General features: G+C 35.9%; 25 protein-coding genes and 1 tRNA gene. 15 read left to right on the top strand and 11 right to left on the bottom strand.

Annotated features, from left to right (window positions below; all coding sequences use genetic code 11):
- Positions 1-85: 85 nt before the first annotated feature.
- Together J5U23_RS14020 and J5U23_RS14015 are read left to right on the top strand one after the other, a co-directional pair.
- Complete coding sequence (locus tag J5U23_RS14020) at positions 86-1,147, top strand: hypothetical protein (RefSeq protein ID WP_218265766.1); 1,062 nt, start codon at positions 86-88, stop codon at positions 1,145-1,147.
- 48 nt (positions 1,148-1,195) lie between these two features.
- Complete coding sequence (locus J5U23_RS14015; protein ID WP_218265765.1) at positions 1,196-4,294, top strand: ATP-binding protein; 3,099 nt, start codon at positions 1,196-1,198, stop codon at positions 4,292-4,294.
- Here the strand turns inward: J5U23_RS14015 and J5U23_RS14010 are convergent.
- Complete coding sequence (locus J5U23_RS14010; RefSeq protein WP_218265764.1) at positions 4,286-4,771, bottom strand: hypothetical protein; 486 nt, start codon at positions 4,769-4,771, stop codon at positions 4,286-4,288. The genes J5U23_RS14015 and J5U23_RS14010 overlap by 9 nt on opposite strands.
- Before the next feature lie 1,130 nt (positions 4,772-5,901).
- Between J5U23_RS14010 and J5U23_RS14005 the strand changes: the two genes are divergently transcribed.
- Positions 5,902-6,177 (top strand): MarR family winged helix-turn-helix transcriptional regulator, encoded by a 276-nt coding sequence (locus J5U23_RS14005; protein WP_218265763.1) that lies wholly within the window; start codon positions 5,902-5,904, stop codon positions 6,175-6,177.
- Between the two features lie 18 nt (positions 6,178-6,195).
- On the opposite strand, the gene J5U23_RS14000 is transcribed toward J5U23_RS14005, so the two are convergent.
- The 6 genes from J5U23_RS14000 to J5U23_RS13975 form a co-directional block, all read right to left on the bottom strand.
- A complete protein-coding gene (locus J5U23_RS14000; RefSeq protein ID WP_218265762.1) occupies positions 6,196-6,987 on the bottom strand; it encodes a hypothetical protein in 792 nt (263 codons plus the stop codon).
- Positions 6,988-7,520: 533 nt separating this feature from the next.
- Positions 7,521-8,072, bottom strand: coding sequence for a helix-turn-helix domain-containing protein (locus tag J5U23_RS13995; RefSeq protein WP_218265761.1), 552 nt, complete (start codon positions 8,070-8,072; stop codon positions 7,521-7,523).
- Positions 8,060-8,389: a winged helix-turn-helix domain-containing protein gene (locus J5U23_RS13990; RefSeq protein ID WP_218265760.1), complete on the bottom strand. Its 330-nt coding sequence runs from the start codon at positions 8,387-8,389 to the stop codon at positions 8,060-8,062. Before J5U23_RS13990 ends, J5U23_RS13995 begins: the two co-directional genes overlap by 13 nt.
- Before the next feature lie 2 nt (positions 8,390-8,391).
- Complete coding sequence (locus J5U23_RS13985; protein WP_218265772.1) at positions 8,392-9,015, bottom strand: hypothetical protein; 624 nt, start codon at positions 9,013-9,015, stop codon at positions 8,392-8,394.
- A 121-nt stretch (positions 9,016-9,136) separates the two neighbouring features.
- Positions 9,137-9,409 (bottom strand): helix-turn-helix domain-containing protein, encoded by a 273-nt coding sequence (locus J5U23_RS13980; protein WP_218265759.1) that lies wholly within the window; start codon positions 9,407-9,409, stop codon positions 9,137-9,139.
- 91 nt (positions 9,410-9,500) lie between these two features.
- Positions 9,501-9,797, bottom strand: a complete 297-nt coding sequence (locus J5U23_RS13975) for a helix-turn-helix transcriptional regulator (RefSeq protein WP_244988743.1) — start codon at positions 9,795-9,797, stop codon at positions 9,501-9,503.
- Between the two features lie 157 nt (positions 9,798-9,954).
- Here J5U23_RS13975 and J5U23_RS13970 point away from each other — a divergent pair, with 157 nt between their 5' ends.
- Genes J5U23_RS13970 through J5U23_RS13915 form a run of 12 tightly spaced genes read left to right on the top strand, consistent with a single transcriptional unit; the run spans position 9,955 to position 12,983 of the window.
- Positions 9,955-10,290: a hypothetical protein gene (locus tag J5U23_RS13970; RefSeq protein ID WP_218265757.1), complete on the top strand. Its 336-nt coding sequence runs from the start codon at positions 9,955-9,957 to the stop codon at positions 10,288-10,290.
- On the top strand, positions 10,287-10,472 hold the full coding sequence (locus J5U23_RS13965) for a hypothetical protein (protein WP_218265756.1): 186 nt from the start codon (positions 10,287-10,289) through the stop codon (positions 10,470-10,472). The genes J5U23_RS13970 and J5U23_RS13965 overlap by 4 nt, the downstream gene beginning before the upstream one ends.
- The gene (locus J5U23_RS13960) at positions 10,469-10,705 is read left to right on the top strand and encodes a hypothetical protein (protein WP_218265755.1); all 237 of its coding nucleotides are present in this window, start codon (positions 10,469-10,471) and stop codon (positions 10,703-10,705) included. Before J5U23_RS13965 ends, J5U23_RS13960 begins: the two co-directional genes overlap by 4 nt.
- Positions 10,702-10,911 carry a protein D-63 gene (locus tag J5U23_RS13955; protein WP_218260357.1) on the top strand — a complete coding sequence of 70 codons (210 nt, stop codon included), beginning with the start codon at positions 10,702-10,704 and terminating at the stop codon, positions 10,909-10,911. Before J5U23_RS13960 ends, J5U23_RS13955 begins: the two co-directional genes overlap by 4 nt.
- Before the next feature lie 35 nt (positions 10,912-10,946).
- The gene (locus J5U23_RS13950; RefSeq protein WP_218260356.1) at positions 10,947-11,156 is read left to right on the top strand and encodes a hypothetical protein; all 210 of its coding nucleotides are present in this window, start codon (positions 10,947-10,949) and stop codon (positions 11,154-11,156) included.
- The gene (locus J5U23_RS13945) at positions 11,153-11,314 is read left to right on the top strand and encodes a hypothetical protein (RefSeq protein ID WP_218260355.1); all 162 of its coding nucleotides are present in this window, start codon (positions 11,153-11,155) and stop codon (positions 11,312-11,314) included. Before J5U23_RS13950 ends, J5U23_RS13945 begins: the two co-directional genes overlap by 4 nt.
- On the top strand, positions 11,311-11,637 hold the full coding sequence (locus J5U23_RS13940; protein ID WP_218265754.1) for a hypothetical protein: 327 nt from the start codon (positions 11,311-11,313) through the stop codon (positions 11,635-11,637). Before J5U23_RS13945 ends, J5U23_RS13940 begins: the two co-directional genes overlap by 4 nt.
- A complete protein-coding gene (locus J5U23_RS13935) occupies positions 11,634-11,846 on the top strand; it encodes a ribbon-helix-helix protein, CopG family (protein ID WP_218265753.1) in 213 nt (70 codons plus the stop codon). Before J5U23_RS13940 ends, J5U23_RS13935 begins: the two co-directional genes overlap by 4 nt.
- A complete protein-coding gene (locus J5U23_RS13930) occupies positions 11,843-12,085 on the top strand; it encodes a hypothetical protein (RefSeq protein WP_218265752.1) in 243 nt (80 codons plus the stop codon). Before J5U23_RS13935 ends, J5U23_RS13930 begins: the two co-directional genes overlap by 4 nt.
- The gene (locus J5U23_RS13925; protein WP_218265751.1) at positions 12,085-12,372 is read left to right on the top strand and encodes a hypothetical protein; all 288 of its coding nucleotides are present in this window, start codon (positions 12,085-12,087) and stop codon (positions 12,370-12,372) included. The genes J5U23_RS13930 and J5U23_RS13925 overlap by 1 nt, the downstream gene beginning before the upstream one ends.
- A gap of 6 nt (positions 12,373-12,378) precedes the next feature.
- Positions 12,379-12,672 carry a cell division protein ZapB gene (gene zapB / locus J5U23_RS13920; protein WP_218265750.1) on the top strand — a complete coding sequence of 98 codons (294 nt, stop codon included), beginning with the start codon at positions 12,379-12,381 and terminating at the stop codon, positions 12,670-12,672.
- Positions 12,669-12,983, top strand: coding sequence for a hypothetical protein (locus tag J5U23_RS13915; protein WP_244988742.1), 315 nt, complete (start codon positions 12,669-12,671; stop codon positions 12,981-12,983). The genes zapB and J5U23_RS13915 overlap by 4 nt, the downstream gene beginning before the upstream one ends.
- 28 nt (positions 12,984-13,011) lie before the next feature.
- Here the strand turns inward: J5U23_RS13915 and J5U23_RS13910 are convergent, their stop codons facing one another.
- The 4 genes from J5U23_RS13910 to J5U23_RS13895 all read right to left on the bottom strand — a co-directional run bounded on the left by J5U23_RS13910 (position 13,012) and on the right by J5U23_RS13895 (position 16,472).
- Positions 13,012-14,595, bottom strand: coding sequence for an AAA family ATPase (locus tag J5U23_RS13910; protein WP_218265748.1), 1,584 nt, complete (start codon positions 14,593-14,595; stop codon positions 13,012-13,014).
- A 2-nt stretch (positions 14,596-14,597) separates the two neighbouring features.
- On the bottom strand, positions 14,598-14,855 hold the full coding sequence (locus J5U23_RS13905) for a hypothetical protein (protein ID WP_218265747.1): 258 nt from the start codon (positions 14,853-14,855) through the stop codon (positions 14,598-14,600).
- 174 nt (positions 14,856-15,029) lie between these two features.
- A complete protein-coding gene (locus tag J5U23_RS13900; RefSeq protein WP_218265746.1) occupies positions 15,030-16,286 on the bottom strand; it encodes a tyrosine-type recombinase/integrase in 1,257 nt (418 codons plus the stop codon).
- 96 nt (positions 16,287-16,382) lie between these two features.
- A tRNA-Glu gene (locus J5U23_RS13895) sits at positions 16,383-16,472 on the bottom strand.
- Between the last annotated feature and the right edge of the window lie 992 nt (positions 16,473-17,464).

Genomic DNA, 17,464 nt, shown 5'->3' with positions numbered 1-17,464 from the left:
TTTTCTCGGTAAACTCCCCAGTTTAATGGTAATACCCTTTTTGTATACATAACGTTTATTTATTTATAAACGTAGATTTTAAGCGGTGAAATATACGAAAGTTATAAGTGCAAGGGTAGATGATTGGATCGCAAAAGAGATTGAAAAATATGGAAAAACATCAGACGTCGTGAAAGAGGCAGTATTGCTTTATATCTCTAATAAAGCGGGAATCTGCGATGAAATGAGGTACAAAGTAGTCTTCCTTAGAGGGTATGATAATACTATTTACGAAATAATGAGACTACTTCATGATCTAAAATCAAAAAGGCATGTAGTGGACGAATATTTAATGAAGACGTTTTCCAGGGTAATAGACGCAACACAAATCTTGAACATGACGGAAGAGTTTATCAAAGAAAGTGGTGAGCTAACTAGCCTAATGGGATTCCTTAAGGAAGTTCTTTCTGCTACAAAGATCAATAACGATGTTTATTCAGATTTCAACAAAGTCCTAGAAGGATACTTAACGTTATTAGACACGATAATAGGAATAACCTCTAAAGTCTCCAGTATAGAATTACGGTATAAAGATGAAGTAGATAGTATCGATACCTTATTTTATGAAGCTTGCAAGGAAAATAACGACTGCATAAAACTCTCAATAAGTTCTGCAGTAAAAGCTGCAATAAATTTCAGACATGATGCCCTGGGATCGTTAAAAACTGAAGACCTAGTTAATATGTTAAAAATTCTCGATAAAGAATATATTACATCAACACAGTTCCTCGAGCAGAGCTGCAATTCTAATACCATATTCACTCCTAACATATGCGAAAAGTATGAGAGGTTGAAAAAAGTAAGAATAGGTGCGGGTGATTATACGAATTATGCGGATGAAATAGCACACAGGTTTAGACTAGGCGAGAATTCGGCTCAACTTATAAAGGAAGGCATAATAAAAACAATCTTCACGGATTCATTCTATCTAGATCAAGTATTCATGGTCGTTACTACCGCCATAAACGCTCTAATCAGTATTATGAAAGAGATAAAAGACGATGTTATAAATCTTAACCTACCCCCACACGTTTTAACGGAGATTTTTAGAGGGAGATTAGAACTAGAGTTAGAGAATGCGATAAAGCGGTATTGTGTCAAACAGTAAACTGGGGAGTTTAACGGTAATCATTTTTTAAATGCACTTTCTTTTAGTATGAAACTCTACGAGATATTCCCCGCTCTGGATATCGATTATACGAAGTTAAAGCTGCATGAAGTCTTAGGAAGGACAATCGAGACAATATATTGGTTTGATAAAGAGAAGGATAGGATTAGGATATTTCTAAGGACTTCTGGCGACATAAACATAATGAGGCAATTTTTTGCAGTTAAACCAGTCGAAGAGAAAGATATACCAGTCCCTCCTTATATTGTAGAAGTTACACTGAAAGAGAGACCTTTCCCTCACGAGAGAGACTTCTTCGCTCCGATATTATACCACGACCTCAGTAACTTTGTAATGGAGCTCCCACCTAACTATCAGCTCCGGGTCTGGCTTAATCTAGATAATATGGTAAAATGGATACTTAGGCAAAAGGTAGAGAAAAACGGGAATTCGACTACCATAGACCAGCAAATTAAGAGCCTTATAAAAAATCCAGTATATCTCGTTAAGATATATATCCTCGGTGATGATAAAGGAACATTAAAAGAGTCAGTAACACTGCTGCATGATTATATCAGCACCCATTCTGGTGCATTAGGTTACAGACTATCCAAAACCAAAGGGTTATTCTCTAGATGGGAAGATAAAATTCCTAAACTCGGCTGGAGTGACGTTACATCTGAGCTTAGAATATGGCTCTGGTCTACCGATGATGATTATAATAAACTCATAGCAATTCCTAAGACAGGAAAGGTCAGGTTAGCAGTTACTACTGCTTTGCCGTATTCCAAGTTAGAGAGAAAAGACTTCTATATCGGAGACGATGTTATCTATGATGAGAAAGTATATCTAGATTGGGTCGATTTCCAGAGACATGCATTAATCTTAGGAGCGACAGGGTCTGGAAAAAGTAACACGCTAGAAATTTTAGCACAGGAATTAATGAAGTATGGGCTAGTAGTATTCGTAGACCCAAACTCACAATCTGCGAGAAAACTTAGCCAAATAGCAGACTTCTACTTTACGATAGGCAGTCCTAACAGGGATCCTAATTTCGGAATTAATCCGCTTACACTGCCTAAATTCTTTACAAGACGAGATGATGCAGTAGATTATACTGTAGGGAAAGCAGTACAATTATTCAAAAAGATGCTCAATCTAGAGGAATCTGCGGTTTACGTATTGTTCATAATAAAAGTAGTGTTGAGGGCTTTGCTTAAGAAATATGACGAGATCACCTTTAACGACTTTTACGAAACAATCCTAGCCCTAAAAAATGAGGAACTAGACCCAGCGGAATTCCTAACGGAGGACGATAAGAAGACAATGAGTGAATTACAGTTTATTCAGAAGTTACAGGATCAATCTTTTGCATCAGTATTAGCAAGGTTAGAGGATTTCGTATCTAACAGAAAATTCAGGATAATTACGTCACAAAACACCATAGACTGGGATAAACTAATTGAGGCTACTGGAGGTAAGGGGCTTATATCATTCGATGTAGGAAAAGGAGAAAACGAGGATCTATCGGTAATAGCTCAGGGTTTAATCGCTATATCATTATTTAATTATGTATTCATGAGGGATGCGTTAAAGAAGGAAAAGAAACCGATATTTTTGATTATAGATGAGGCTCATAATATCGCCCATTTTGATTTTATTGTGACAATCTTAAAGGAGGCTAGGAAATATGCACTTCATCTAGTCATGGCTACTCAATCTATGGCTGGACTAAAGAAAGCAGCAGGACCCGAAGGATCAACTGAAATCAATAATAACACTAACGTAAAGCTGATAATGACAGTTAAGGCTGACGACGAGAGAAAGGCTATCGTTGAATCGATAGGTGGGCAATTTAAGAACATTATAGATAATATGCTAGGACAACTCCCAATAGGGCAGGGTTTCTTAATAGTCACTGCGAGATCTGGAGAATTAGTTATACCTAAACTAATACAAGTCAGGCTTTCCACTTTAGACGAGAAAAACGAAAAAGAGCCTACTAAGGGCTTTGAGCCTCACACTAGCAATCTCGTAAAGGCTGGTCACCCAATACGCCGCTTCTTTGTCAGCGATTACTATACTCCTTTGCAGCAGAGGATATTCTATCTCTTAGAAACGAACGACGGAATGATAACATTTCCAGAATTACTTAAGGAATTAGGAATAGATAGAGACAGATTAAACTTAGAGCTTTCAAAAATGCAGGGGATAGAGATTGAGGATGGAAAACCTAAGAGAATTAGGTTAGAGGACGATACATGGATGTATAGAGGGTTAGATAATGTAGCCCCATCCGATGAGGGGATAAAGATAGCTAAGGAAGTATTAATGTATTACGTCTCTCAAGGATATTATGTTATTCCAGGGAGACAGAATCCAGAATTGCCCCTAAGACCAGACATGATTGCTGTTAAACTGCAAAATTCAAAACTAATTTATGACAACAACATCGCTATAGAAATCGAAAGTCCTAACGAGCTATCTACACACTCAGAGCAAGTCGCTAAGAACATGCGAAAGTACTTAGATCCTTCAATGAAAGACTTCAAAGAAGTACATATATGGACCTCTGAAGAGAAGTTCAGTAAGTTACAACAAATTTACGAGAGCTTTATAAAAGATGAGAGCATTCCTCAGGAGTACAAAGCAAAAGTAAAGATATTCTCAGTAAAGTTGAAACAGAAAGTAGAACAAAAAGCGGAAAAAGTACAGAAAACTCAGACGTTAACTGGGGAGTTTACCGAAGCTAAAGCAGTCCAAGTAACTGAAAGTAAAACTGCAGCTACTGATACTGTAACAGTTACTAGCAGCACTGCAAATAACAATAATAGTAATGGGAAAGCGCCAGAAGGATCCAGAGAGGCGTTAACTGGGGAGTTAACTCAGAACTCCGAAAGTAAAGCAGAGAATAAGCAGCAAACTATAACTCAGCAGGCTTTAGAAGAGCTCCAATTAGACGGCCTAATTATAACAAAATATGAAAACCGAATAACCGTAAAGGTTGGTCAAAACGAGTACAGCATCTCTGAACTGGACTATCGGTGGCTAAAGGTAAACAAGGAGAAGATTATAGGGCTAAAAATAGAGGGAAACAAACTGATCGCAGTAACAGACAAGGTGAAAAGGGAGATCCCCTTAAGATAGCCCGTGCTTCTTTAAGTATTCTTGTATCTCCGGCATCTGTAAATGCTCCTTTAAGATATACTCCTTTTTCCTGCTAAATTTTACACATTTGTCCCCCTCCCACTCCTTGCAGTACTTTATCCTCACCAGTCTGCCCTTCTTTAATAACCTAGTTATTGCAAAGGATATAGCAGCTGGGCTATGCTTGCTTACCTTATCGTATTCTATCATCCTGTCGTCATAGCTGAAGACATATTCAATTAAGTCTTTACGTCGGATAGGCCGCTTATTTTCCTTCACATACTGGTCTATAATCTTAGGTATCAGCTTTTCAATATATACATGAATTGGATCAGTAGGTAAAGGCTCGTCAGTAGTATCCCTTAATATTATTTCATTTATTCTGCTATTCTTCTGCTTTTTCTCTTTCTTCATCGGCTTATTTTCATTCAAAGTAGTATTCTCAACTATATTTTGAGATGTTTCCGTTTTTATCACCCTATAATAATATCTAGCGATACTTTATAATATATTTAAATGCAGTAAGAATACGCTATAAATATAATAAGATACGCTAAGGATAAGTTTGGATACGGCTTTCATCTCTATACCCCCTCTCTTTTATTTTTCTCTCTTTTCTGTAGCAAATTCCTATACCCCCATTTCGGGCTTCCGCCCGCCCCCTTTTTGCTTACTATTATAACTCTAACTCTTTCTTTGCTACTACTCTCTTTCTTTTGTCTAACTCTTGCTATTTTTACTTAAAACTCTCAGGGTCCTATTTCACAATTCATAATAAGCAGCTTACCAAACTAACCCTTCCTTTCCCTTATTTACAAATATCCTATTCTCTACATAAATAATTCTACACATTGCTTAACTATTTACAACTGCGCTATTCCTCAACCCTTCTCTATCCTTAGTCCTTACTCCTAATTCTCCTCTTTAAGAATTTAACATTTTTAGTATAAGGGCTACCGCCCTTAACCCAACTAAAAAACTCCTAACACAAAAAAGGACCGCTTATCCAACTTGCTCTAACTTTTACCTTATGGTCTACAGACTAAATACACCTAACTAACTTCTAACCTTTAGCACCTTAACTTAACCTAAACCAACCTATTCTCTAAACCTCTGACTTGTCTGACTTCTGAGCCCCCGCCCCCAATCAGTTCTTTAGAAAAAATAATGAAGGATATAAAAATGAAAGATGTGGAAATGAAAATTTCTTTAGTTATACAAAAAAATTAATTTAAAAATATTGTAAAGGAATATTACCATAATATATAAATATATGACACGTAAAAGAATCTGAACAAAAATATTTAAATATCTCTAAATCAAGAACTATAATGAGGGACGGGTCATGATGAGGGTTCCAGCGCTGAAGCATGATGAACGGCTAACACGCTGACCCGTCCCTCATTTTTATCTTTCTTTAAAACTAAATAAGCTTTTCTTCGTCTTGAATTTTGAAAAATTGGAGAATTAGTAACGTTGGATCCTAACGTAAAAGTAACGATGTGAGAAAAATTCAATAAACTGGGGAGTTTACTGAAGAAAAATTCAAAGCACAAAACCGACAACAAGCCCACATGTTTTTAAATATAAAGTTCAAACTTTAAACTATGAAAAGTGAATTTCTGACTGCACATGCAAAGGTCCTATTAGCTATATATAATAATCAAGGGTGCACTGTAAAGGAGGCGTTGGAAAAGTCGTCTCTAGCTCCTAATACTTTTTATAAAACTAAAGAACAGCTCTTAGAAGATCTTCTTATTGAAGAGAAAGAGGAACAAAAGAACAGAACTAGGATAAAGAAACTTTACCTGACTGAAAAGGGACTAATAATAACTAAAGCCTTGCAATGTGTTATAGATGCTCTAAATAAAATGAAAACTTAGGCCCAGGGTAGTTATCTGTTATACCCTTCTGTAACAATCAGGCTTAGACTCATATATAATACCATACTTTTCCATGTCCCTTAACAGCTTCCTTACTTCCAGTTCTTGTAGCTTTTCTTCCATAGCCCTTTTAATGATATCATTAAGTTTTGCACAACCTTTAGCCTTCTCTAGTTCCTCAATTATCTTAAGGCATTTCATCATCGCCTCTCTTTTCTTATTATCTTTATTAGAACCAAGAATTACTTCATTGAAAGCTTTCTCATTCTCTTCCTGTTCCAACATTTTTGAAACCAAACTGAATATTTCATCAAATTTCGTCACAAGCCCCTCATATAACTGCACTGGGAGCCTAAACATAGTACTTTCAAATTCGGTCTTTTTCTTCCCACTGCGGCATATCTCTTCCGTCAAACCCTTCTCATAAATTTCTATGAATGGGACGTAACCCTCTGGTATATTATACCTTACAATACGCTCAGTGTATTCTTTATCCTTTACCTCCCTTAAGACCACAATATTTAACCTTACATTTTTATCAATGTGAGAGTCAACCCTGTCTTCTAGTTCACGTATAAAACGTTCAACATCCCTACTGTTATAATACTCTGCAACAATGTCTCCTAATAACTCTAAGAATTCTTCCATCCTAACTAATACTACACTTTCCCTATACTCTTCCAATAAACGGTAAATGTGTAAATGGTCAGTTTGATCTGGTATATTATATATTTTCTTTCGTGTGTACTCCCTTACAATAACCTCCTCAGGGATAAAGCCCTTAATTAAGTTCACGACATTTGTTATCAATTCGTTTTCACTAATACTTCCACCTAAATTATCACTTGGTCTACAAAAAATAAAAAATATTTCAACAAATAACTCCCCAGTTTACCGCAAAAAATTCAACTAGCATGTATAACTACTACTAAGGGTTTGTGGAGAAAAAGTAGGGAAGTGAAAAGTCCAGTCCAGGGTAGTTTCTGGTGTAAAAGCCCCTCCCTTCCTCTTCATAAAATTTTTCTAAAATAAAAGCAAAAAATTCAATTAGCTTAAACTATTGCTATATGTTAGCTTAAGTAAAAAGACGTAAAAGTGAAAGTAAAAAGTGTGTTAGGTTTTGTAAGTTTTGTGTGTGAAAAAGTTTCAGTAGTAGTTATATATACTATATCTCTTTATAAAGAAGTTTGAATTTTTACTCAGTAAACTGGGGAGTTAACTGAAATAATTTTACAAAGTTTCATAAGGATTTTTTGAAAATAAACTCCCCAGTTAACGTATGTTTGAATATTTATTACAAAAATGAAAAATACGTTTCATAGAATTAACTAATAGTTGAGTTTTCACGCAAGAAGGGTTTTAGTTATTGCGAGTTTTCTAGGCCTATCTGAGCTAGGCCAAAGTGCTACCAGTCCAGCCTGATAGAGAGATAATATAGCACTTACAACGTCAGTAGGGTCAAGTCCTTTTACCCTGGCAATTGTTTGCACCACAGGTTCCACTTTTCCTTCATACCACTTCTTCCCAGTTTCCTTATAATAATTAATAAGGAACTCCAGTACTGCTCTCTCCTCATCTGTTAGTTCCCTGCCCATAGTCTTCTTCATCACTTTCTCAGCCTTCTTTAGGACCTTCTCGGCCTTTGTAGATATCTTTAGGCCTTTCTTTACTGCATCTACTACCCTGTCCTTTAACTTGTAAATGTTCTTCCTAACTCCTACTTTCCTAATATCTATGAGAGAGGCCCAGCGTTTCAACCTGGGGTAAACTTCCCTGGAGTCCTCTATTCCTGTATATGCTGCTATTTCTGCAGCAGTGTGGAACCTAAGGTCCGCTAACAGCTCAAAAATGCCCAAAGTCTTTTCTGACCTAAATAGCGGTGTTATTGTCTCCATAGTCTCACCCTGAGCCAGACCAATGCGTATATTTCGTCGTTTGTGAGCTTCCGTCCTAATTCGCTCTCCAGTTTCGAAATAACGTCGGATAGGTTGTATCTCCTTACATATTCCTTAAACTGATAATACTTATCGGTAAGTCTGTATATCCTCAGGTTACCTATTCCTTCGGCCTTTACAAACCCCCATTTTATTAACCTCTTAACACGCGGGTAGACTTCTTTGGATTGAATGTTAAGAGCTGAAGCTATTTCTCCAGCAGACTTAGGACCGAACTCCAGAAGCTTCACGATTCTTACAGTGTTACTCTCCTTCATAGCTAACCCCCCAGTTTGCTAAATTCGTAAAGTGTTGTTTGCCTACCCTGGGACTTACTTACAGTTCTCAGTAACTCCTCTAGGTTCTTTTTCAATATCCTAGAATCCTTCCTATCTTCATTTCTACCGAATAGAAAACCAGTAACGTCTAACCCATTAAAGTTATACAGTATAGTTTCTTTCAATTCCTTCCTAGTGCTTACACCCAAGTACCATTTTTCTCCCTTAGCAGCTTTTAAGAAGTCAATAAGCTCATAATTCCTATATTTCTTATCAGAAGCGTAACCGAAGAAGATGTTAAACCCATGGTCTTGTAGCTCTTCTCCTATTTCGATATCGCTTAGAGAATGTACTGGAACTACGAATACTATGTTTTGTAATAGGTCCAGGTCAACTATCTTTGCTGCAGCTTTGTAGGGTATATAATCTGGCCATAGTGCTACTTTAATATAATTACGTAATTTCACCAACTTCTTTAAGTAGAGAATATAACCGGTTTTGCTGCTTAGTAACAGCTTCTTGTCGTCAAAGAAGAGCGGGTAGGGGTACAGAACCTTACCTATATATTCATTACAATACTTTATGACAAAATTTGCAAGAGGGCTTTTACCGATACCTATCATCAGTATCACCTGGGCCTTTCATCACGGTAAACTCCCCAGTTTACCGCTCTCTTTGTTAAGAATTCTAGTTGAAGAAGAATGAAGAAGAGAACTATAATGATAAAAATAATGAAAAAGAAGGACCTCATTTTTCCTCAACTATTGTTTCAATCCTAGTTTCTAACGTAATTAGTCTCTCAGCGATTTCCTTACCTTTTTTTGTCAATTTTATATACACTTTATTTTTGTCCTTAGTTACCTCAATGTATCCTTTCTCCTTTAGTCTCTCCTTCCACGACTGTATTGTCCCTGGAGAGAATTTTGTGATATTTATAAGTTCACTTTCGAATGCTATACCTCCTTTTTTATACAGTATGATCAATAGTATTCCTCCTTTGTTCAGGAATGTTGATTCCATACTCTTTTCAATAAGTGTTAAGAGTTTACATACTTTAAAAGTTTTCTCTTTTCATTTTTCGTTAAGAGTCGAGAGATTCTTATTAAAAACACTAAGTAACTTCAACAACGCCTATTTCATTCATTAATTTGTTAAGTTCTTCAACAACTTTCTTGCCTTTTTCTGTAATTTTAAATATCTTTTTTTTACTTCCTACCTCTGTTTTTGTCTCTATTATCTGAATTAATCCCTTTTCTGCTAATAATTTTGTATGCTTAAGCACGGTTCCAGAGCTCATTCTAGTATTATATATTAAGTCGTATTGAGCGATACCATTATCTCCGTATTTAGCTATTATTAATAAGAGCTTTAACGGTGTGCTTAGAAACTCCTCTAAGTCACTATTCATTCTACTCTCCACATTTTACGTATAGTGCAGAATGCAAATAAATATTTTCACTCTCCACTCTCTAAAATATTTAGGTCTCTTTTCACTTTACGAAAAATGATTAAAGAAAACTTTAAATATTAGTTTACTCTTTTCACTTATTGAAAAGTGAATAAAAATGTCCATGACCCAAACTCAAATCCGTGTTAACTCCCCAGTTAACGGGGATATAAGTGAAGAAGATCTTCTTTTTTTAATTTCTATTCTAGATAGAGAAGATAAAGTAGAGTTTGTAAAGGCATTTGAAGCTGATTTCTGGAGCTTAGTGGAAGAAAAGAAGTTAACAAAAGCGGCTGTATACAAATTCCTAAAAGGCGAAGCCCCAGCAGATGAGAGAATTCTGCAAGTAGTAGCGGTAGATGAGGAAGCAAAACACTGGATAATTGAAAGAGTGAAAGAGAAGGCACAGAAGGCACTACAAATCATAAGCAAAATAGAGGGGAATGAAGAATGAGTAATGAACTATTAGGATATGCTAAAACAATCGTTCAACTATTAAAGACTGCTGAAGAATTAGAGATCAAAGATGACGAAAGGGCTGCAGAGGTCTACAAGATAGCCCAGGACTACGTAAAACAACTACTGGGAAAGCTCAACGAAATAGTAGGAAACGATAAGGAGAGTGAAAAAGAATGAAGACAATAGGCCCTTCTTATACTGAGTTAGGCGAATTGATCCTACCCTTACTAAAACAGATCGATAGTATTATAGAGAAAGGCGAAAGTAGTAGCGAACTTTTAGAATTAGTAATTACAGCTAGGGAGCAAATAGGAGAACTAAAATTCAACATAGATAGACTTGCAGAGTACCTGGAAGAAGAGAGAAAGAAGAGGATACAGAAGTTAATAGAGGAGGATGAGGAAGAATGACTGAACAAGCAACAGAACTACACGAATTATTCACAGAACTCGATGAAAACATCAGAGAACTACTATCGCTAGTAAAAACACTGAAGATCGACTTTACTATACACGCAGATGATGAGGCAATAAGCAGACTGGAGAAGTCACTATTCCTAGCTCAAAAAATAGAATCACACCTATATTCTCTAAAAAGAGAGGTAGACGAACAATGAGAATAACTATACCATCACAATATATTGAAAACAACGTGGAATGCGAATGCGAACACGATGAGTGGCATGAATGCAGAGTACATGCAGACGATTTAGAATACGAATTTGAGCCGTCAGAAGCTGAGGTAAGTTATGAAGACATAATCGATATAATCGAGGACAATTTAGACGAGGTCATCCGCTATTTGAGTAAGTATCATCGGATCGAATTAAAAGAAACATTACAAGGTAAGGTGAGAAAATGATCTTCAAAAAGAAAAACGAAGGTCCTAAGCTTTCAGAGAGGGTCCAATTACTTATGCAGCGTTTCGAAGAATCAATAAGAGCAAACGACAACGCAAGAACGTACTTCTACTATCAAGAGATAATGGAACTAATTAAAGCAGCGTGTGATGAAGAATGAAGAGGGCTTTAAGGCTAACACACTTCGATAAAAACAAAAAAGTGAAAGTTCTAGAGCTTGGGTTTGACGATGCTGCAATAAACGACAAGGGCTATTCTGAGGAAGGTAGTTTGCTCATCTCAATTCAATCGGAAAATAGTAAAGCATTCTTCCAGCTTTCCGCCGCAGAAGCATCATTACTGAAAGACAGATTGGACTTCGTCATAGCACTTCTTTCAAAACAATACATCGACACAGAAGAAAGGGCTGCAAAGAACAGATCAAAACAGAGTAAAGAGAAGATGGATGAAATTGATGAAGAAATTGAAGGGGAGGAAGAATGACATTGAGAGTTATTACTTTCAAAGTTGAGGAAGAACTTTTGGTAAAACTTGATCTATACTGCATTAACAATAGAAAAATAAGAAGTGAGGTCATTAGGGAAGCGATAAAGTTCTACTTATTATGCAATACTAAAAGAGGAAAAGCTTACAAGTTAAATTCCATAGAAGAGAATTATAAAAATTCTATTACGAGGGTGCAAGAACTATGAGTGATGTTCCGGACTGGGTAGAGAGCATAATTAAAGAGACTACATGCGAATATTGCGGTGCTGAAATAGTTTACGCAAGGACTAGAAAAGGAGTAGGAGTATTTGATAAGGATTCTTGGAGGCCTCATAGATTGAGTTGTCCTTACGCTGACAGATGGACCAGGTATTCGGAATCAAAGAAAAAAGAAGCAAGACAGATGACATTGGAAGATTTAGGGATTTTGAAGAGGGATGAGTAATGGAGCTGGAAGAAGCACAGAAAATATACGAAGTATTGAAAGAAGAAGGAGTGAAATACGGGCAGATGATCACTGGAAACTATAAAGTAGTCGTGGATGCGCTAGACGCCGCCTATATGAAGGAAATTTATATCTACTTACAGAACCACATCGTCTATGTAAACTGGAAGAAACTAAGGATTGAAACTAGAGCTTCAGAAGTAAAGTTATCATTAGAACTAAAGAAAAAGATACGGCTGTATATCTATCCGCTCGACAGTGAAAAGATTAGAATAGTACTTAGGTGAAGAAAGATGACAATCAACGAAATTATTGAAGAGAATGAGGAATTGCAGCTTAGATACAGTAAAGCTATAGATACTATAACAAAGCTGCAGAATAAGATAGCAAAACTTCAGAAAGAGAACGAAAGATTAAGAGAAGAGAACATTTCATTAAAAGATGAAAACAAAAAGCTTCAGAAACAAAATAATATCTTAATGAGAGCCATAGAAATCGCTATTCAGATAAGAGACTATAATGCCCAGAAGGGATTTCTGAAAAAAGTGTTAGAAAAATTACGTGAAACCGGGGAGTTAACAAGGTGATTAAGTTGGAAGTTAATCAGCTGCTTATCCCAGGACTTGCAATCCACAAATATGAAACAAAAGGAGGAATCTACGCCCTTATCATCCCCAAATCATTTACTCCTTACATTGAGAGGTCCAGAGTATGGGAGGTGATACTGATTATTGACGGTAAGCAGATAAACATAGGTGTAAGAAACGTCTACAAGACGGGAAGGGATATCTATATGTTGAGCCTACCTAAGAAGAACATGGAAAGCTTATGGAGAAGGTTAATGGAAGAAAAGAAGAAAGTAGATATAATTGTTAAGTTACCTGAAGTTTTAACCTAAGCTCTTCTGAGTGAACAAACTTAGAAAATTAAATTAATGATAAAAAGTAATGAGTAGGTATTGCAACACCTATTTGACCATTTGGAAGATTATAAACTCGTATTTCGTCTAAGTCATATACTACGGAAATCGGGTAGTAATTTTTGAGACCGCTTTTGTCCTTTTCCTTTATTTTCTGGATTATATTTGCTGTCCTTTCAAGGTCTTTTTGGACTTCATTTTCTGACCTTTCCACTTGTAAAAATATTTTATTACCATGCAGTTCGAAGATACAGTCTATATCAGTTTCACCATCATTGTAAAACTCTAATTGAATACTTCTCCCCAGTCTAATCAAGTGAGAGCATACCGTATGTTCCAGTAAAAAACCTACTATCGTTGTAGAATAGCCCAGCTCCTTCGTATATCTGCTGAAATCTATGTCATTGTAATATAATGCCCAGAAGAGTGCCGGATCTATCAAAAATAGTTTCTTAAGGTTAGTATTAGATTTAGTATCTTCGTCTACAATTAACGGGTCTGCTTTAACGAGTATATGTGCGTCCTCAAAAAAGCTTATTAGCTTTGAAATCAGATTCGGGTCGGATTTCTTATTTGTAGTATTAAGTAGCCTTTTTAATTCGTTCTCTAGTTTAGTAATATCAATTAACGCAGATATTTTAGCTGTATTTTTGTATGCTAGTAAGAACTTCTTGGTTTCTACATCCTTTAAGCTTAATAATATAGCATCTTTATGTATGCTATCCAAAATATTAGTTGCGATACCATAAACATCATTATGGGGATTATTTATAGAGAGCCGAGCTTGTAATAGTTGCGGAAATCCTCCTCTGAGTAAAAAATCATCTAAAACAGCTCTCATATACTTTGATAATGATATTTTTTGTTGTTTTTGTGTTATTATGTTGATTCCTTTGAGAATTCTGTTTACATACTCTATTTCACTTCTTTCTGCTCTAGCTATTTTGATTAAGATTTCAAGTCGTTCTTGTTTCTTTAAAGGTATAATAGACTTAAAATAAGGAGACTTGTATAGTTTTCGTGGAAGTAACTCAGAAAACTTCTTAGGTAGAATTGTTAATGGATTAGATAATTTGTGTTCTCCACTTTTACAGTGTTCACTTCTTCCCGCTATGTCACTATATTTATTGGAAATTAGGATTCCTGCACTGCCTGTAATTATTATGAATATTTTCAGATTATTTTTCTCTAAATAATCCCATAACTCTTTAACAGCGCGGGACCAGTCCTGTTCCAAAGAAGTTATCTCATCCAGCATAAAGATATTTCTTCCAGTTATCTCATGGAGAGATACTACAAGGTCCTTAAGAGAATGGGTACTGATATACTTTCTGATATAGGAATCTTCTATATTAACATAACAAGCATACTTCTTAAACTCGTCATTCAGTTTAGATAGTATGGTAGTTTTACCTACTCTCCTTGGACCAGTTAATATTAGCAGATCCTTATTGCATTCTCCTTTTTGAAAACTTTCGATTGCTCTTTTAATCATATTAAACCAGCGGTCATGATAGAAAACTGAAACAATCTGACCCGTGTTTTTACATTCGTTCATAATCTTGTTAAACAACTTGTCTTCTTCAGGCATTTCTATCTCCACAGCCCACGCTTTCTAAGAACGCCTTCAATCAGTTCCTGTCTTTTGCTGATCCTTTCTAGTTCAGCTGTAACGAAATTTAACTGCTTTTCAATAGCATAAAGTTTGTCTTCCCTTTCTTTTTCTTTAGTGAAATATTCTATAACAATTCTCTTTGCAGCCTTTGAAGGATTTCCCATACTCTCAAGTTTTTTATAAGTTTCCTCATCGACCCTAAACGCAATAAGCTTACCTGGTATTGTTATCACCATGTTATCATATAGTTAACAAGAATATATATTTTGATTCTTCATTTCGAGAATGCTAAAACCCCTAACGTTAACAATACGTTATCAAAGTGTTATCAGATGATAACTTTTGTTAATGTATTGTTAACATATGTATTCTTTATTTTAAATTACGCTTAAGATATAGAATATTTACCCTTAAGATTGATCCAGAAGTCTTGGAGCTTTCTCTTCATACATTTTCTTCAGTTCTATATCTGAAATAACGAAATAATGCTGCTGCAGTATTTTAAACTGTCCCGGGGCTATTCTTCCCTGCAATACATTAATTATGAAAGGAGAAACTCCGGATTTAGCCATGTAAGATGCGAAAAATGAGCGTAAGTCGTATAACCTGAACTCTTTCCCCGCTTTTCTCATTCCTTCTTTAATTTCTTCTCTTAAATCGGCTAGCTGGAACGGGAAGAACTTCATCTTCCACCTCTCTACATCTCCTCCAATTTGCCGTACTGCTCTTTCATATTCATTAATGAAGTCTTCTCTGAAAGGCAAATAGTTCTTCCTAATCCAGTCTGTAGTTTCCTTATGTAGAAATGAAATGTAAGCCCTCTTTGTCGCACTATTTTTCATTAATTTAATTATTCCATTCTCTAGATCTACTTGTTCTACAGAAAGAGAATAGACTTCCCCTACTCTTAATCCAGTCTCTGCAAGGATAAGAAAGAATGTCTTTGCACCTAAATGACCTATCAACTGAAATATATTCTTTAATATCTCTAAGGAAAGAGGAGGAGGGGAGTATTTGTAATCCACCTTTGGTACTCTGAATGAATTATAAAGTATCTGTCCCAAAATGGGATTTCTACTTGCTACTACTTCTTTGATAAAGAGTTTAAGCGTGTTAGCCCTATGCCTCGCTACGTTGGGTCCTTCTTCTGTCATTAATTCTAATATGTATTCTTTCAAGGACTCAGGTGAGAGTGAAAAGCCTAAATCCCTCATGGCGTATTTTATATGTCTAAGTCTTTCGTCTCTAGTTGCTTTGCTCTTTTGCTCTAATATTTTCTCAAATAGTTTTAGGTCCTCTTCAGTGACTACGTAACTGTTTGTATTCTGTCTAACATAATCTCCTAAGAACCTATTTAACATCATAAAAAGCAACGAACGGAATTGGGGATCCTCTACTGCAGTGTTTATTACTTTTAACAAGTCGTTTATGTCCGCTTTCTCTATCTTCTTACCGTATACTATTCTCGCAATCTCATCTGGTGCCAAAAATTGCAGCACTTTCTCTATTACTTCTTTAGGTATTTCCCTTAACCCTTTCTTATACCTCCAGCCCGTAGCTTTAGAAATCCCTAACTGCTCATAAGTTATCCATTTTTCTTCAGTTACATATGTAAATAGTCGAATTTTCTGCTCATTTGTGAGTTTATCTAAATCTAAAATTGCCATATCATTAGTTTCCAGTCTGGGTTTAAGATGGTTTCCATTTTTTCCTAGATGGTTTCCGACCTAACCCACCTCTCTTTCAATTTAATTAAAAATTAGTGCCGCGGCCGGGATTTGAACCCGGGTCACGGGCTCGAAAGGCCCGCATTCTTTCGGTGCCTGCGCTTGACCGGGCTAAACCACCGCGGCACGTCCTCATAAAATAAGTAAAGGGTGAAATTTAAAGTTTTTTGGACGAATGGTTTGAATTTATCTCATGTTATCGCTGAGATTTGTACTTCAGATAATCGAATGTTTAAAACGTTAAATTAAAGCTATTTATTTAACACATTTGTGGAGTAGTTCAATTTTCTTAGATGTTAAGCTCGTTAAGTTTTCTTAAATTCAAACTCAAGTGTCGATTTAAAAGTAAGTTTCACGGCGACTTTGATAAAAATTGAATTTACCCACAAAGCATATTTACCCATACTATCTTCTCTGTGTTTCGGGCGATTCAGGTTTCCATTGCGAATTGTAATTATAGCAAAAATACATTAAAAAAGGAAATTGTTAAGCGTGAATCCTTACCAGTCTATAGGAGAGTGTTCAATTAAATTCATTTCTTTTCAATAAATAAACTGAATTCGCAAAGGAGACGTGAATCGCCCTGCATATCTAAATTCTCCCTAAATAGGATTAAAAATGTTGTTAGGTTTCATAGTGTCGTCATTAGTATATAAATTTATTAAACAAGGGAAAATCTCTACAAACAGTAGGTGCAAAATAACGTTTTGTATGCCCTATTCTAATATATAGAAATATAAATAGCTCAATGACGACACTAAGTTAGGTTTCATCAGCACGTTAGAAGATTAGTTTTCTTTATTCCTTCCAGTAGGATTAATTCTATTGTTAGATTCCCTCACTTTTTGCAAGAGCTAACTAAAAACCCTTAAGAAAGCGATACTTAGAGTAAACTTTTTCTTAACTTCTTTACCCCTAGCATACTTTGGACTAATCCTATCAGCATGCTCACGGGCTAATTTCTTGATCTCATTAACCGATACCGATTTAATAATGCGTTTTGCGAAAGTATATTGGGGAGGAGTAGGGTCGTGAAGAGAGAAAAGATCCCTCTAACGATTACCCGTCACGATAGTGGATTCAAGTTTGTCCATAGTATAACCTCCTGCTCATTCCCT

This window comes from Saccharolobus shibatae B12, assembly GCF_019175345.1.
Taxonomy (GTDB): Archaea; Thermoproteota; Thermoprotei_A; order Sulfolobales; family Sulfolobaceae; genus Saccharolobus; species Saccharolobus shibatae.
The sequence above is the reverse complement of the archived record's forward strand: the minus strand, read 5'-3'. Positions and strand labels throughout refer to the sequence as shown.

What these genes read in the sequence shown, in the direction of transcription:
- zapB (WP_218265750.1), top strand. Translation starts at nt 12,379, where the DNA reads ATGACAATCAACGAAATTATTGAAGAGAATGAGGAATTGCAGCTTAGA.
- J5U23_RS13945 (WP_218260355.1), top strand. Translation starts at nt 11,153, where the DNA reads ATGATCTTCAAAAAGAAAAACGAAGGTCCTAAGCTTTCAGAGAGGGTC.
- J5U23_RS13990 (WP_218265760.1), bottom strand. Translation starts at nt 8,389, where the DNA reads ATGAAGGAGAGTAACACTGTAAGAATCGTGAAGCTTCTGGAGTTCGGT.
- J5U23_RS13955 (WP_218260357.1), top strand. Translation starts at nt 10,702, where the DNA reads ATGACTGAACAAGCAACAGAACTACACGAATTATTCACAGAACTCGAT.
- J5U23_RS13995 (WP_218265761.1), bottom strand. Translation starts at nt 8,072, where the DNA reads ATGGAGACAATAACACCGCTATTTAGGTCAGAAAAGACTTTGGGCATT.
- J5U23_RS14005 (WP_218265763.1), top strand. Translation starts at nt 5,902, where the DNA reads ATGAAAAGTGAATTTCTGACTGCACATGCAAAGGTCCTATTAGCTATA.
- J5U23_RS13970 (WP_218265757.1), top strand. Translation starts at nt 9,955, where the DNA reads ATGTCCATGACCCAAACTCAAATCCGTGTTAACTCCCCAGTTAACGGG.
- J5U23_RS13925 (WP_218265751.1), top strand. Translation starts at nt 12,085, where the DNA reads ATGGAGCTGGAAGAAGCACAGAAAATATACGAAGTATTGAAAGAAGAA.
- J5U23_RS13940 (WP_218265754.1), top strand. Translation starts at nt 11,311, where the DNA reads ATGAAGAGGGCTTTAAGGCTAACACACTTCGATAAAAACAAAAAAGTG.
- J5U23_RS14015 (WP_218265765.1), top strand. Translation starts at nt 1,196, where the DNA reads ATGAAACTCTACGAGATATTCCCCGCTCTGGATATCGATTATACGAAG.
- J5U23_RS13900 (WP_218265746.1), bottom strand. Translation starts at nt 16,286, where the DNA reads ATGGCAATTTTAGATTTAGATAAACTCACAAATGAGCAGAAAATTCGA.
- J5U23_RS13975 (WP_244988743.1), bottom strand. Translation starts at nt 9,797, where the DNA reads ATGAATAGTGACTTAGAGGAGTTTCTAAGCACACCGTTAAAGCTCTTA.
- J5U23_RS13980 (WP_218265759.1), bottom strand. Translation starts at nt 9,409, where the DNA reads ATGGAATCAACATTCCTGAACAAAGGAGGAATACTATTGATCATACTG.
- J5U23_RS13960 (WP_218265755.1), top strand. Translation starts at nt 10,469, where the DNA reads ATGAAGACAATAGGCCCTTCTTATACTGAGTTAGGCGAATTGATCCTA.
- J5U23_RS13930 (WP_218265752.1), top strand. Translation starts at nt 11,843, where the DNA reads ATGAGTGATGTTCCGGACTGGGTAGAGAGCATAATTAAAGAGACTACA.
- J5U23_RS13905 (WP_218265747.1), bottom strand. Translation starts at nt 14,855, where the DNA reads ATGGTGATAACAATACCAGGTAAGCTTATTGCGTTTAGGGTCGATGAG.
- J5U23_RS13910 (WP_218265748.1), bottom strand. Translation starts at nt 14,595, where the DNA reads ATGCCTGAAGAAGACAAGTTGTTTAACAAGATTATGAACGAATGTAAA.
- J5U23_RS13965 (WP_218265756.1), top strand. Translation starts at nt 10,287, where the DNA reads ATGAGTAATGAACTATTAGGATATGCTAAAACAATCGTTCAACTATTA.
- J5U23_RS13935 (WP_218265753.1), top strand. Translation starts at nt 11,634, where the DNA reads ATGACATTGAGAGTTATTACTTTCAAAGTTGAGGAAGAACTTTTGGTA.